This window comes from Asticcacaulis sp. P4_H10, assembly GCF_056400965.1.
Genome location: NZ_JBFUKH010000012.1, coordinates 46868 through 62937, shown reverse-complemented (window position 1 = coordinate 62937; position 16070 = coordinate 46868). Strand labels below are relative to the sequence as shown.

Annotated in this window: 6 protein-coding genes; 4 read left to right on the top strand and 2 right to left on the bottom strand. The window is 62.9% G+C overall.

Features of this window, described 5'->3' with window-relative positions:
• The first annotated feature begins 33 nt into the window (after positions 1-33).
• Together AC1DON_RS20765 and AC1DON_RS20760 are read left to right on the top strand one after the other, a co-directional pair.
• On the top strand, positions 34-5151 hold the full coding sequence (locus AC1DON_RS20765) for a beta strand repeat-containing protein (protein ID WP_476936734.1): 5118 nt from the start codon (positions 34-36) through the stop codon (positions 5149-5151).
• Positions 5152-5333: 182 nt separating this feature from the next.
• Complete coding sequence (locus tag AC1DON_RS20760) at positions 5334-7475, top strand: M10 family metallopeptidase C-terminal domain-containing protein (protein ID WP_476936733.1); 2142 nt, start codon at positions 5334-5336, stop codon at positions 7473-7475.
• A gap of 130 nt (positions 7476-7605) precedes the next feature.
• Here AC1DON_RS20760 and AC1DON_RS20755 read toward each other — a convergent pair whose 3' ends face one another.
• A complete protein-coding gene (locus tag AC1DON_RS20755; RefSeq protein WP_476936732.1) occupies positions 7606-8508 on the bottom strand; it encodes a hypothetical protein in 903 nt (300 codons plus the stop codon).
• A gap of 116 nt (positions 8509-8624) precedes the next feature.
• Entirely contained in the window at positions 8625-9992 is a 1368-nt protein-coding gene (locus AC1DON_RS20750) for an alpha/beta hydrolase family protein (RefSeq protein ID WP_476936731.1), read from the bottom strand.
• 266 nt (positions 9993-10258) lie between these two features.
• Here AC1DON_RS20750 and AC1DON_RS20745 point away from each other — a divergent pair, with 266 nt between their 5' ends.
• The gene (locus tag AC1DON_RS20745; protein WP_476936730.1) at positions 10259-15568 is read left to right on the top strand and encodes a hypothetical protein; all 5310 of its coding nucleotides are present in this window, start codon (positions 10259-10261) and stop codon (positions 15566-15568) included.
• Positions 15569-15900: 332 nt separating this feature from the next.
• Positions 15901-16065, top strand: a complete 165-nt coding sequence (locus AC1DON_RS20740) for a hypothetical protein (protein WP_476936729.1) — start codon at positions 15901-15903, stop codon at positions 16063-16065.
• Positions 16066-16070: the final 5 nt, after the last annotated feature.

The following is a 16070-nucleotide window of genomic DNA, read 5'->3' as shown; positions in this document are numbered from 1 at the left end:
TCGATTTTACATATTTCCGGGGGGATTAAGCTGGTGGCCAATATCACGGGGACGACGGGTGCGGATTCGCTGCCGGGGACGGACGACGCCGACAGCATACTCGGGCTGGACGGCGACGATACGATCATTGGCGCCTATGGCAGTGACACGCTCAAAGGAGGCGCCGGCCACGACATCATCTACGACTATGCCGGTTATGACGTGCTGGACGGTGGCGACGGCGACGACACGATCGAGGTGTCGTCCAACCAGGCGGCGACGGTGTCGGGCGGGGCAGGCGATGACTTCATCAGCCTGTGGACCTTCGATTACTACAACATCGCCTACGCGGACGGCGGAGATGGTAACGACACCATCTCGGCGACGTCATATGGAGCGACCACCAGCGTCAGCGGGGGCAGCGGCGCAGACCTGTTTGTCGCCGGTTACAAGATGACGATCACCGATTTCAGCGTGACCGATGGCGACGTTATCGACATACAGCATCTGACGCCCGACAGCGGTGAAAATCCGTTTGCAACCGGTCATGTCAAGCTGGTGCAGAACGGCACCTGGACCCTGATCCAATACGACAGTAACGGCGCAGCAGATGGCGGCTACGTCTCCACGCCGATAGCGCTTGAGAATTTCGTGGCCTCCACCCTGACGGCGCAAAGCTTCGGCGGTTTCGCGCCCGATGGCACGGCGCCGGCAGGCGGCGTTTTCACGGGGACGGGGACCGATGAGGCCCTGACGGGGTTACAAGGCGCCGATACGATTGCCGGGGCGGATGGAGACGATACGCTAACCGGACTGGCGGGCAGCGACGTGCTGGATGGCGGCGCGGGTAATGACGTCATCGCAGGCGGGGCGGGTCATGACACGATCGACGGTGGTGATGGCGACGACGTCCTGTCCGACGACAAGGGCGTCAATACGCTCAGGGGCGGCGCGGGCAACGACGTCCTGAACCTTGGCGGAGGTGACGGCAGCGCGCTTTATGGCGGCGACGGCAATGACACCTTCTCAGGTTCATTCAATCCCGACGGCATAACGATCAACCTGTACGGCGGCAGCGGCACAGACACCTACGCCCTGCCACGCAGCAACGGCAAGATCGTCGTCCAGGACTTCGCAGCCGGTGACGGCGGTGACGTGATCGATCTCACGGTTTTCCTGTCCTCCCATCCGGCGGGCACCAACCCCTTCGGTCAGAGGATTGTAAAGCTGGCGCAGGTGGGGGCGGATACTGTCATTACAGTCGATAGCGGTGGCTGGGGCGGTTATCCCTACCTGACGCTGAAGGGCGTGGCGGTTTCGTCGTTGACGACGCACAATTTCGGCGGATTCAATCCCGATGTCACGGTGCCGACCGAGCTCAACGACAGCCTGCTTGGCACGGCTGGCAATGACAGCATCAACGCGCTGGCTGGTAACGACACGATCGACGGCATGGGTGGGCAGGACAGCCTTTATGGCGACGCCGGCGACGATACTGTGTCGGGCAGCGGTTATCTCGACGGTGGGGACGGGCGGGATGAACTGAACGCGACGGTGCGGCAGACGACCCTCATGGGCGGAGAAGGCAACGACTACCTGCGCGGCGGGCGTTATCTCGACGGCGGTGTGGGTGGTGATGCGCTGTATTCCCCGTGGGCCAATGCGACGCTGCTCGGCGGTGAGGGCAATGACTTCCTGAGCGGCTCGGGGTCGCTGGACGGCGGCGTCGGTAACGATCGTCTGACGGGTAATGCCGACAGCGAAGGCGGGTTCAACACCCTTATGGGCGGCGATGGTGATGACTCGATCGACGGCACGGCCCGGCTGTCCGACGGTGGCGCAGGCAACGACACGATCTTTGGCGGGGCCACCATCCGTGGTGGACTGGGCGATGACAGCCTGACCGGCTATGGCGTGATCGAGGGCGGCGACGGTCAAGATTCAGTTGTTGTCTATGGGGCAAAAGCCTCGGGTGGCGCCGGCAATGACACCTTGTGGGCCTTCTACAACAGTACCATCAATGGCGATGGTGGTGACGACCTCATTAAGGCCACCAGCGAGGTTACCGGCCGCTTCGATGGCGGCGCCGGCAATGACACATTGAGCCTCGACTACTGGTCCTGGCCCCCGGTGGCTTACCGGCAGGGATCGGACGTGGTGTTCAGGAATACAAATGGCGTCGTGGCCTTTGCCAATATCGAGACGGTTCTGTTTCGCGGCGAAGTCCTGACCTTCGATATGGCTTCGGTCGGCAACTACGTGCCCGGCACAGCAGGGGCCGACAGCCTGAGCGGTTCGGCGTTAAACGACCTGCTGCAGGGGCTGGCGGGCAATGACAGCCTGTACGGGCTGGGTGGCGCTGACTCGCTGGAAGGGGGGGACGGCGTTGACAGACTTTATGGCGGTGACGGCAACGACACGCTGAGTGACTACTATGCAGAGGGCAATACGCTCGAAGGCGGCGAAGGCAACGACGCGCTGGGGGGCGTGGGCATGGTCCAGGGCGACGCCGGAAACGACACGCTGTATGGCCGGGGAACGCTGGATGGCGGCGAAGGTGATGACAGCATCGCGGGGAGCGGGATACTTATCGGTGGCGCCGGCAATGACACGATCACCATATACGGCAACGGCGCCCAGTCGCTGGATGGCGGCGAAGGCAATGACAGCCTCAATGGCGTCAATTGGAGCAACGGCTACGGGGGAATAACGCCGACCCTGGGCGGCGGTGCTGGCGACGACGTCATCTACGGCACCTATGCAGCGGATTTGTTGCTGGGCAGCGAGGGCAATGACACGCTTTATGGCGCACTTTTTGGCGGCAGCGGCGATACGCTCAAGGGCGGCATCGGCAACGATGTCCTCAGCGCCGGTCAGTATGGCTGGGCCCTGCTGGAAGGCGAGGCCGGCGATGACAGCCTGAATGGCAGCGGCACGCTGAACGGTGGCGACGGCGATGATTTCATTGGCGCCAGCGGTGCTGCGACCGTCGATGGCGGCGCGGGCGAAGACACGGCTGTTTTCAGCGATACACAGTCCAGATTCGGTATCCTGGCCGGTGCTGATGGTGTCGTCCTGGTCAGCGGCCCCAATATCACCGGCAACCTTGTGCTTTCCGGCATCGAAACGCTGAAATTCACCGATGGGACGGTCCGGGTTGAAGACCTGGGCCTGGGCAGTATCGCTTCGGGCACCGCCGGCGACGACAGCCTGGTGGGGACGGTCTGGTCGGACGCGCTGGACGGCGGGGCCGGCAATGACACGATCACCGGCGGCAACAGCCGTGACACCCTGTTGGGAGGTGACGGCAATGACAGCCTCATCGGCGGCGGTGACGACGGCGCGGACATAGTCAACGGCGGCGCGGGCGACGACACGGTCGAAGGTGGCGCGGGCACGGATACCCTGACGGGCGGTGCGGGCAATGACTCTGTCCTGGCGGGCAGCGGTTATGACACGCTCACCGGTGATGACGGCAACGACACCCTGCTGGGCGGTGATGACGCCAACTGGCTGAACGGCGGCACCGGCAGCGACAGTATCGACGGCGGCGGCGGTTACGACGTGATCTACGGCAAGGCCTTCTCGGGTGAGCTGCGCACTACCGATGCCGACACGCTGAACGGCGGCGCGGGCAATGACACCATCTACGCGCTGGGATCAGGCGATATCGTATCCGGCGGCGACGGCAATGACGCGATCTTCGCCGGTGGGATCACGGTCGATGGCGGGACGGGCAATGACACGATCGAGGCTCACGCCAATGTCGGCGGCGGCGTCACCACCGTGTATGGCGGGGCGGGCGACGACAGCCTGTTTGGTACTGACTATGGTACCCGCTACGAGGGCTTTGGCGGTGAAGGGAATGATACCATCACGATCGGCCAGGGATCGGGCCACGGCGGTGACGGCAATGACTACGTCATCGGCAGGTATGTCTATGGAGACGCCGGGGATGACACAGTCGTCGGCGGTTCCTTCAGCGGCGGCGTCCTGGACGGCGGGGCGGGCAATGACAGCCTCTATGCCGAAGGGATGGGCGATACGCTGCGGGGCGGCGACGGCAATGACACGCTGGACGGCGGGTATGACAGCGCCCGCATGTACGGTGGCGGCGGCGATGACCTCTATCGCGTCAATCGCAGCGACGACCGGGTGTTCGAGGACGCGGGCGGAGGTAATGACACTGTCTATTCCCTGATCAGCTACGCGCTGACGGCCAATGTCGAAAACCTGGTGCTCGAAAACTATTACACCACCGGGACCGGCAATGGCCTGAACAACCGCCTGACTGGTGGGGCAGGCGTCGATACGCTGCTGGGCCTGGGTGGCAGCGATACGCTGGACGGTGGCACGGGCTCGGACGTCCTGACGGGCGGCGACGGCGGTGACAGCCTGGACGGCGGCGAGGGCGATGACACGCTGGAAGGCGGCGAGCGCTGGGATACGCTGACCGGCGGGGCGGGCGATGACCGGCTGGACGGCGGGGCAGACAATGACGCCATGTCCGGCGGGACAGGCAATGATACCTATATCGTCAATCACGCCGGCGATCGCGTTTATGAGCTGTATGGCGAAGGAACGGATACCGTGAAGGCGTCGCTGTCCTACGCGCTGACGGCCGACGTCGAAAACCTGTACCTGACGGGGACGGCGGTGTCCGGAACGGGGAATGGGCTGCATAACGCCATCAATGGCTCCAGCGGCAATAACGTCCTGTCTGGCGGGCTTGGCAATGACAGCCTGTATGGCTGGGACGGTAATGACAGTCTGACGGGCGGGGCGGATCACGATCGTCTGTCGGGCGGCAACGGTAATGACACGCTGGCCGGAGGCAGCGGCAATGACGTGCTGGGCGGTGGCACCGGCACGGATACCTTTGTATTCGCCGGCATCGCGAGCAATGGTCATGATCACGTCGTCGATTTCCAACATACGCTGGACCGGCTGGTGTTCACGGGCGCGGACTATGGCTTTGCGGCCGGGCATGGGCTGACGGCGGCGGAGTTCACCGAGGGCGCGGTTGCCGTGGGGGCAGGGGCGCAGTTCGTCTGGGATGCCGCCACGCAGAAACTGTGGTGGGACGCCGATGGCGCGGGGGCTGGCGCGGCGTTCGAGCTGGCCATCGTCACGGGTGCGGTTTTGACGAAGGAAGATCTGTACTTCGTCTGATCGTGGCGGAGTGGGTGGAGTACCCTTCCACCCACTCGGGGTTCCCCTCCCCACGATGTGGGGAGGAGAAGGGCATCTTTCCTTCGTGACGCGAATTTCACGCGAAACCGGCTGACGGAATTCGCCAAAGAGTGGTATGGCTGAAAGCGGCTGCGGGGGCGGTTTTCAGCGGGACCTATCTCATGAACAGCTACGCCACTGAGCCAGTCGCAGCCGTCGATCCGTCATTCGAACGCGGCGGGCACACCGTCAACGGCAAGACCTCCTACAGCGTCGATGCCGCGGCGCAAGCCATCACCCGCTACGGCTATTCGCAGTCCGGCTATGGCGTCACCGGCACGCCCGCGATCGTCACCTACGCCTTCCGTTCCAGCGCGCCGTCGTCCATGCCCAGCGATACGGGCGGCTTTTCCGTCTTTTCGGCCGCCCAGATCACTGGCGCCGAACTGGCCCTGCAATCGTGGTCCGACGTCGCCAACCTGACCTTTGTGCGGGCGGGCGGCACAGGCTATTCCAACAGCGCGACCTTGCTCTTCGCCAACTATGCGACCGGTGCCTCGGCGGCGGCGGCCTTCGCCTATTTCCCTTATGACAAATCCTATGGCAGTTTCGACAGCGACGTCTGGATCAACAGTACCTTGTCGTACAATGCCTCGCCCGTGATCGGCGGCTATGGGCAGAATGTGCTGGTCCACGAGATCGGCCACGCCCTGGGGCTGGCGCATCCGGGCGACTACAATGCCGCACCCGGTGTCAGCATCACCTATGCCGCCCACGCGCCCTATGCCGAGGACTCGCGGCAGTATACGGTGATGAGCTATTTCGACGAGAGCAATACCGGCGGGTGGAACAATTACCGCTATGCCTCGACGCCGCTGATGGACGATATCGCCGCGGCGCAAAGGCTCTATGGCGCCAATATGAATACGCGCGCGGGCGACACGACCTACGGCTTCAACGCCAATGCCGGCCGGCCGTGGTTCGATGCGGCGACACCCGGCGGAGCAGTGATCTTTGCCGTCTGGGACGCCGGCGGGACCGATCGCTTCGACTTTTCCGGCTATGCGCAAGGGGCTTTGGTCGATCTGAGGCCAGCGCATTTTTCGAGCGTCGGCGGGCTGACCGGCAATGTCGCGATCGCCCAGGGGGTGACGATCGAGAATGCGGTTACGGGCGCGGGCAATGACCGGATCATCGGCAATGCGGTCACCAACGTCCTAGAGGGCGGCGCCGGAAGTGACAGCCTGGAAGGCGGGGCGCGCTGGGATACGCTGCGCGGGGGCGACGGCAATGACACGCTGGATGGCGGGCTGGACAATGATCAAATGTTCGGCGGACTTGGCGACGACATCTATTACGTCGATCACGTCGGCGACCGGGTGAATGAGAACACCCTGGTCAACGAAGGCAATGACACGGTCTATGCGTCGATAAGCTGGAATATGACCGCCAATGTCGAGGCGGTGGCCTTTACCGGCAGCGCGAACGCGGTCAGCAACGGCAATGGGCTGGCCAATCAGATGGCGGGCAATGCCGGGAACAACAGCCTGAGCGGCGGGACGGGGCACGACACCATCCATGGCTTTGATGGCAATGACGTGCTGGACGGCGGTGCCGACAGCGACGATCTCAATGGCGGGGCAGGGAGTGACACCCTGCTGGGCGGGGCGCGCTGGGATACGCTGACGGGCGGCGATGGCGACGATGTGCTGGACGGCGGGACCGAGAATGACCGCATGTACGGCAATGCTGGGAACGACATCTATTACCTCGATCACGTCGGCGACCGCGTTATCGAGCTGGGCGGCGAGGGCGCGGATACCGTCTATGCCGGGATCGATTGGAGCATGAGCCCGGAGGTCGAGGCCCTGGTCCTGACGGGGACGGCGGTGAGCGGAACCGGCAACGGCTTGAGCAACCGGATCACCGGGACGGGCAGCGCCAACAGCTTAAGCGGGGGCAATGGCAATGATACACTGGCGGGGGCGGTGGGGAATGACAGCCTGAGCGGCGGGACGGGGCGCGATGACTTCGTGTTCGCCGAGGCCGGGGCGAATGGGACCGACCGGATCAGCGACTTCGTGCACGGGATTGACCGGCTGGTGTTTGTTGCGGCGGACTATGGCTTTGCGGCCGGGCATGTGTTGACGGCGGCCGAGTTTAGCGCAGGCACGGGGGCTGTTGGCGCGGCGGCGCAGTTCGTCTGGGATGCCGTGGCCTTGCATCTCTATTGGGATGGCGACGGGTCGGGCGCCAGCGCGAGCGTGGACCTGGCCGGGTTTGATGTGGGCGGGGTGGCGAAGGAGGACTTCGTGTTTGTGTGAGTGAGGTGCACGCGGTGTACCCCTCCACCATTTGCTCCGCAAATGGTCCCCCTCCCCACGATGTGGGGGGCGGAGAAGTAAAGCTTAGCTGCCATCAGCGAAAACCGCCCACACTTTTCGCTATATCGCTCTAGGTCACGATGCTGGATCGTGCCTGTTGGAGGAATGGCAGGATATTGCGCCACGCCTTCGGAGACTTTGGCAGCGTGTCGAAATGCAGGATGGATTGGTCAGGCTTGTCCGGCGTCTTGTAGGCAAGCAGTTCCACGGCTGTCGTCAATGTGCCCAGCGCATGCGGCGACGTGTAGGTGGCGCAGACATAGACGAATGGCGTGCTGTCCTTCCCTTCGCCGACCTTGCCGGTCTGTTCTTCGAGGACGTCAAGCTTCTCAGAGACAAATCGCGACAATATCAGCGTCTCTCCAGGCATCACGGCTACACCATTTTGACTGTTGTCGTGGCAGCGCTTGCAGAAATCATCAAGCACAACGTCCGCCTGCCGTTTTTCGTTTGAAATGCCCAGGTGTGTATCCGCCCAGACGCCCAGTGCCGGGGAACTGCCGTGGTTGGTGCAATGAATATCTATGAAAAAGCCTGCCGAGTCCGCGACGATAAACTTGCCCTTTGGCACGCACCTTATCGCCAGCCAGGCCCTGGCATTGGTGTCCGTGGTCGCCTGGGTCAGCTTCAGTTGTTTCAGGGCGATATCGGCGGACTTTTTGGTTTCGTGCCAGCCAAGCGCAACCCCCACAAGTGTCAGGACGTTCACGACGGTGCCGATAAACAGGGCCCAGATGGCCCAATTCGCCGCATCACGCGCCGCATCCGCCGCCTTCCATTGCGCGCACAGGTCCGACGTCCGCTCGTCCTCGTTGCGGGCACAGGCGACGTCTGCGGCGCTTCCCGGACTGACATCGTTTATGTCGAGGGTGCCGCTGACCTCCATTTTCGCCGCCGACCCGGATTTGGTCGCGGCTTGACCCGCGCAGGGCAGGATCAGCGCGCCTACGATGACGGCGATTATTTTCTTCATGTCCGCGATTCCCCCAGCCATGCGGGCAATCTGACATGCTCGTGCAAGGGGTGTAAATATCGACTTCAAGTGGCAATGACTGCTGCGCCGTTTAATCGATCGTGCGTGTGCGAAGATCAGCGCGCAGTGACCCAGCGGGTTATGATCTCCAGCGCCGCGGGAGAGATGGTTTCATCGATCGCGCCATATTCGTCAGGTGATCCGGTGCGCGCCGTCTGGAGCAGGTGGTTCAGGCCCGGAAGCTCCATGATCGTCGCCTGCGAATTGTCCTTCAGCGCCGGGCGGATGACGGCGAGGTTTTCCGCCGCCGGGACCTGCATGTCGAGCGATCCGTTGAGCACCAGGATCGGCGTCTTCAGGCGCCGGAGGGCGTCGCACGGATCGTAGCTCAGGAAATAGCGCATCCACGGCGTCATCAGCCCGTTGGACTCGGTTTCGGTAATGACCTTGTCCTTCAGGCCCTGGTCGATGACGGCCCTGACCCGTTTTGCGGATTCAGCCGGGTCAGGCCCCGAGGTCGCCGCAGCGGTCAGCTTTTCGTCGAAGGCCTTGCGCTGGGCGATATAGTCGGCGGGCACGCCCTGGGCGGTTGATATCCGCTCGCGCTGGAGGGCGAACAGCTTGTCGCCGCGCAGGCCGGGACCGGCAATGGTGACGACAAAGGCCGCGCTTGTGTTGGTGACCGCGACCATCGGCGCGATGACGCCGCCTTCGGAGTGGCCGATAATGCCCACCTTCCGCCGGTTCACTTCGGGCCGGGCGGCCAGCCAGTTGAGCGCTGCATCGGCGTCCGTCGCCAGATCGGCTGTCGTCGCGCCATCCAGCATGCCGGTCGAGGCGCCGACGCCGCGTTTGTCGTATCTCAGCACCGCGACGCCGGCGCGGTTGAGCGCATCGGCCAGGACCAGGAAGACCTTGTGGCCATCGACCTCTTCGTCGCGGCTGTTGTAGCCGGTGCCGGACACCAGCACGACGGCCGGGAAGGGGCCCTTGCCCGCCGGGACGCTGAAAGTGCCGGCCAGCGCTACGCCCGGGGCTTTGGCGTTGGGAATGACGACGTCCGATTGCGCATAGGGCAAGGGGCCGGCGGCAATGGCGTCTTCCTGAGGGCGGCGGCGGACAGGCGGCGCCAGGTCGGCGGCTTCGGCGCGGCGGAAGGACACGGGGTAGGCCTGCCCGAAGGTCAGGGTTCCGGTCCAGGTTCTGTTGGTGGCATTCCAGTCGCCGTCATAGCTCAGGTCGCCGTTGGCCGTCGAAAAGGACAGGTGCACGCCGTTGGAGGTAATGCGCTCGAGCTTCGTCACATTGCCGTTGGGCGTGCGCAGTTCGGCGGTGTAGCCGGTGGCGGATTTTGCGATGTGCAGGATGAAGGTGAAGCCGCTGTCCATACGGCCGACCCAGTCACCCTGCGCCTCTTCGGCCCAGGCAATGGCCGGGGTGATGACCGTCAGCGCCGTCAGGCATATCGCAAAAGCATGTCTCATTGGTTTCCCCGGTTCCCTTGTATGTCGTGCGTAGGAGAATTTGGACGAGCGAGACAGTTACAATTCGTCCATCCGTCCGTTTTCATATTAAATCTTCGTCAGGTTGGAGGCGTGCGGGACAGAAGCGCCACGCTTAAGGGGAGGTATGTGATTAACTTTGCCTGGTAAACACCTGCCGGATGAATCCGGGGTGCGCCGAAGAAAATTCGATGCTACGAGGTGTCGAAGCGGGCACGAGGGCCCAGGCAGGAGTTACGGGGGGTACCATGGCGTATGCATTTCAGGCCGGCGAGGCGTTTCTGGTCAACACCGAGACAGAGGGCTTTCAGTTCGGTTCGGCCGTCACGAGGTTGAGCAATGGCGGTTTCGCCATCACCTGGCTCGACTTCGCCAACACCGGCATGAATGTCATGGAAGTCAAGGCGCAGGCCTTCGACGCTTCGGGGGCGAAGGTCGGGGGTGAACAGCTTGTATTTTCCCAGGCGAATGCATCGACATATACGCCGGCCATCGCTGGCTTGCGTGACGGCGGGTTTGTCGTCACCTGGGATGTCCATCACGACCGCGATGGTGCCGGGGCGGGAATCCTGGGCCAGATCTATAACAATACAGGTGCAAGGACAGGCGCCGAGTTTGTCGTCAATACCCGGGTTGAAAACGACCAGAGCGGCGCTTCCGTCACCGGTTTGACGGGCGGCGGCTTTGTCGTGACGTGGCACGGCTTCAAGGGCGATTCCGGCAGCAGTGGCGGAACCATGATTACCGGGCAGCTGTTCGACGCATCCGGAGCCAAGGTCGGGGCGGAATTCCTGATCGACGACAAGGACGCAGCGACGCCCGCCGGGCCCAGGGTAACCGCACTGAACAATGAAGGTTTCGTCGTCATCTGGACCGAGATGATCGGATCGGACGTCTCTACCATCGACGTCAGGGCTCAGGTGTTCGATTACATGGGGCGCAAGGTCGGGGGCGAATTTCCGGTCGCCACCAACACCGGCGGCATCCAGACCTATCCCAATGCCGCGGCCCTGAGCAGTGGTGGTTTTGTCGTCGTATGGGGTGACGAAAGCGGCACGTTGGGCGATACCTCCGACAGCATCAAGGCGCAGATATTCGATGTAAACGGCGCGAAGATCGGAAGCGAATTTCTGGTCAACACGGTGACTTTACGTGAACAGCAGGCGCCAACGGTTACCGGCCTGGCCGACGGCGGCTTTGTTGTCACATGGCACGACTACAGCGGCAGCCCCGCAGGCAGCAGCACCACCGAGATCAAAGCGCAGCAGTTCGATGCAGCGGGCGCCAAGGTCGGAGTGGAATTCCAGGTCAACGCCATCACAGTGGCCGATCAGTATGCGCCCGCGGTCACCATGCTGACGGGGGGCGATTACGTCATTACCTGGGGTGACTATAGCCATACCCTGGGTGACAATGAGACCGGCAGCATCAAGGCCCAGATATTCTCGATCGTCATTCCGCCGGCTACGGACGGTGATGACAGCCTCCTGGGCACGCCCGACAGCGATACGATTGACGGTCTGGGCGGGAATGACACGCTGACCGGCAATGGTGGCACCGACAGCCTGAGCGGTGGCGCAGGCAATGACACGATCAAGGGCATGGGATGGCTCGACGGCGGGCTGGGTCACGACAGCATCTGGGCGGAGGCCTATGCGCACTCGACCGTCCTTGGCGGCGACGGCAACGACACGATCTTCGACGAGGGTCAGGCGGCCCTGGTTGACGGCGGTGACGGTAATGACACCATCTTCACCGACAGTTCGCTGATCTATGGTGGCAAGGGCGGCGATATTATCGACGTCCAGAGCGGCGGCGCTTCGCCGACCGTCTATGGCGGCGACAATGCCGACTACATCCAGATCGGCGCCACGGTCGATACAACGAACATGATCGTTTACGGCGGCGACGGCAACGACATCATCTCTGTCCTGAGCAATGGGTCCGGAGGCACAATCGTTGGCGGTGCAGGCAGCGACTATACCGAATTGCTGATCGGACATTATCTGACCTTCGAGGATTTCACCGCCGGGGATGGCGGCGACCGTCTGCAGGTGGGGACCATATTGTCGACCTACCTGATCCCGGGCCTCGCCCCCTGGGTGATGGTCGAGCAGGTCGGCAGCGACGTGCATGTTCTCAATACCGATACCGGCGACAGCTGGACGACGATCGCCGTACTGAAAAATGTCAATGCCGGTGACCTGACGGCGTTCAATTTCAATGGTGTGATCCCTGTGGCCCGCGTCACGGCGACCGAGGGCAATGATACATTGGAAGGCAGCGCCATTCGCGACCTTATCGATGGCCTGGGCGGCGACGATGTGATCCACGGCAACGGCGGCGTCGATACCTTGCGGGGCGGCGCCGGCAACGACACGATCGAGGGCCAGGGCGGCCTGATCGACGGTGGCATCGGCAACGACCATATTACCGCGACTATTGCGACGTCGGCGACCGTGCTGGGCGGTGAGGGCCACGACACGATCATCGACGATGGCGGTGCGGCTTCGATCGACGGCGGCGCGGGCAACGACACCATCGACAGCTATAGCGCGCTGGTCCATGGCGGCGCCGGCAACGACCAGATCCAGGTCTTCAGTTTTGGCGACGCGCCGTCCGTCTATGGCGGCGACGGCAATGACTGGATCACGGTCAATGGCGGCATGTCCCCCTGGAACATGATCCTGGACGGCGGCGCGGGCAATGACACGATCAATGCCGGCGAGTCTTCCGCTGGCAAGGTTACGACCGGCGCCGGAAGCGACCTGGTGATCATTGCGCCGGGACAGTCGATCGAGATCACCGACTTTACCGCGGGCGTGGGCGGCGACCGGCTCGAAATGGGCAATATGCCGGACTACCTCAGGGCCGATTTCAACGTCCGGACAATCATCCGCCAGGACGGCAACGATGTTTTGGTCCAGTGGGACTCGCATCTCGGCGTATGGAACACGGCGGTCGTCCTGAAGAACGTCAATGTCGCAGACCTGGTCGCCGCCAATTTCGACGGCCACATGCCGCTGATACTGGGCCCGGCGACCGAGGGCAATGACACGCTGAACGGCGATCACGCGGCCAACAGCCTCAGTGCCCTGGGCGGCAACGACTGGGTTCGCGGGTTCCGGGGCGACGATACGCTCGACGGTGGCGCGGGCATCGACAGCCTCTATGGCGGCGATGACAACGACCTTCTGACCGGCACGGTCGCCTTCGAAGCTGGCGAGATTTTTGACGGCGGCGCGGGCAGCGACACCCTGAGCGGTTTCGGCGATGTCAGTGCGGCGACGCTGACTGGCATCGAGCAAGTGACAATCGCGGCCAGTCGCAATCTGAAAGTCACCGTCGACCAGTTCAACGCTCTATCCACGGTGCATTTCAACGCGAACAGCGGCCTGTTCCTGGCCAATGGCGGCGTGGTCGACCTGTCCGCCAAGGCGACAGGCCTGGCCGTGGGCGTTGTGGCGTCGGATGCCGGCAACCAGATCACCGCCACGACGCTCAACGACGTCGTTTATGGCGGTAGCGGCAATGACACCCTGATCGGCGGCAAGGGCAATGACAGTCTGGTGGGCGGCCTGGGCGACGACCTCTATGTCTTCGCGCTGGGCGACGGCCAGGACTCGATCCGGTCGGCCACGGCGGCTGAAAACGACGTCGTATCGATCACAGGGCCGCTGACCATAGACGATGTGACTTTCAGCCGGTCGGGCAACAACATGGTCGTGGCTTATGGCACTGGCGGAGATGCAATCACCCTGCTGGCGAGCGGCAGCGGTTCGGTCAAGACGCTGGTGGTCGGCGGGGTCAGCTACAGCCTGGCGGGCGGGTTGAAATTCACCGGTACGGCGGGCGGTGACAATATGAATGGCACCAATTTCAATGACACGCTGCTGGGCCTGGGTGGCGACGACAGCCTGTCCGGCGGCCTGGGTGACGATGTGTTGATCGGCGGGACCGGAAATGACCGCATGTCAGGCATCAATGGCAATGACCGCTACCTGTTCGCCCTCGGAGACGGCGTCGATACGGTATCGGGAGCATCGACCGCGGCCGAGACCGACGTGCTGGAGATCACGGGTGCGCTGAGCCTTGCCGACGTCCGGTTCGAGCGCAGTGGGTGGGACCTTATCATCCATTATGGCGCGGGCAGCGATGCCATCGTCCTGTCCGCCCATTACGACGGTGACACGACCTTCCCGCATCACAAGGTCTCGACCCTTGTGGTCGGCGGCGTCAGCTATGACCTGAAAGGCAACCTGTTCGGCGCGACCGAGGGCGACGACGTCCTGACCGGTAGTGAAGGCAATGACACGCTCGACGGGCTCGGCGGGGCGGACAGCCTGCTGGGTTACGGCGGCAAGGACACGCTGCGTGGCGGGGCGGGCGACGATACGCTCAATGGCGGCGCCGGCGCTGACAGCCTTTACGGTGGGGCAGGCGATGACAGCTATTATGTCGATGATGCCGCCGACAAGGTCCATGAAACGGCGGGACAGGGCCATGACAGCGTCTACAGCTCCGCGAGCTGGAAGGCTTCGGACAATGTCGAGGCGGTCATCCTGGTGGGGTATGGCAATATATCGGCCTATGGCAATGCTCTGAACAACTCCCTGGGCGGCAATTTCGGCAACAACACGCTGAGCGGCGCCGACGGCAATGACGTGATCACCGGCAATGATGGCAATGACAAGCTGGATGGTGGTAACGGGCACGATACGCTGGATGGTGGAACGGGCAACGACGCGCTGACCGGCGGGGACGGTTCGGACAGCCTGGACGGCGGGATTGGCAACGACAATCTTAATGGCGGGGCGCGCTGGGATACGCTGATCGGCGGCGCGGGTAATGACATCCTCGATGGCGGTAGCGAGAACGACGCGATGTATGGTGGCGTGGGCGACGACACCTATGTCGTCGATCATGTCGGTGACCGCGTCTATGAGAATTTCAACGAAGGCACTGATACGGTAAAGGCGCTGATTTCGTATAGCCTGACGGCTGATATCGAGGTGTTGAACCTGATCGGCACCGACAATATCGGCGGTACCGGCAATGGCTTGCATAATGCTATCAATGGCAATTCCGGCAATAACGGCCTGAATGGCGGGCTTGGCAATGACAGTCTCTATGGCTGGGACGGCGACGACAGCCTGGCGGGCGGGGCGGATCATGACCGTTTGTCGGGCGGCAATGGCGCGGATACGCTCATCGGCGGCAGCGGCAATGACGTGCTTGGCGGCGGTGCGGACGCTGATGACTTTGTGTTCTCGGGCACGGCGGACAACGGCCATGACCACGTCGTCGATTTCGTGCACGGTGTTGACCGACTGGTGTTTACGGGCGCTGACTACGGTTTCGCGGCCGGGCAGGTCCTGGGTGCGGCCGATTTTACCGTGGGCGCGGCGGCTGTTGGCAGCTCGGCGCAGTTCATCTGGGACGTGGCGACACGGCATCTGTGGTTCGATGCCGACGGCGATGGTGCGGGCGCGGCGGTTGAACTGGCTCTGATCTCGGGCAGCGCGGCTGTGACGAAGGACGATTTGTATTTTGTGTAGGGCAGGGGTGGGCGATTTGGCGCCCGTTGTTTCCGGGGCAAGTGCCACATAGGCCCCGCCCACCATCTGCTCCGCAGATAGTCCCCCCCTCCCCATAAATGGGGAGGGGGAAATCTACATCATTGAATTTACATCTACATTCACTAAGTAAACGTGGTTCAGCCAATCGTCGCCCTCCCCATTTATGGGGAGGGGGGACCGCCGAAGGCGGTGGGCGGGGCCTGCGATGCTTGCCCAATATGCTTCGCGCGTCATTTGGCTATCCCGCTCCATTGCGGGAAAACCCGGCTTCCTTTCTTGTTATTTCGCGCCGGAGGGGCTATCTTGACGGCATGAGCAAGACGTCGACATCGAAGGCTAAAAGCGCCGCGCGGCGCCCGGTAAAGGGACAGTTCTGGTCGGTCGTCAGCGCATTGAAGCCCGCGACCCGGCAGGCATCGATTTCGCTCAGCCAGGCGGAAAAGGCTGTGAAGAGCTACCTAAGCGCCGCGAAATAAGCGTT

Excerpts from the sequence above, each read along its gene's own strand:
- AC1DON_RS20745 (WP_476936730.1), top strand. The coding sequence starts at position 10,259 with ATGGCGTATGCATTTCAGGCCGGCGAGGCGTTTCTGGTCAACACCGAG.
- AC1DON_RS20755 (WP_476936732.1), bottom strand. The coding sequence starts at position 8,508 with ATGAAGAAAATAATCGCCGTCATCGTAGGCGCGCTGATCCTGCCCTGC.
- AC1DON_RS20760 (WP_476936733.1), top strand. The coding sequence starts at position 5,334 with ATGAACAGCTACGCCACTGAGCCAGTCGCAGCCGTCGATCCGTCATTC.
- AC1DON_RS20740 (WP_476936729.1), top strand. The coding sequence starts at position 15,901 with ATGAGCAAGACGTCGACATCGAAGGCTAAAAGCGCCGCGCGGCGCCCG.
- AC1DON_RS20750 (WP_476936731.1), bottom strand. The coding sequence starts at position 9,992 with ATGAGACATGCTTTTGCGATATGCCTGACGGCGCTGACGGTCATCACC.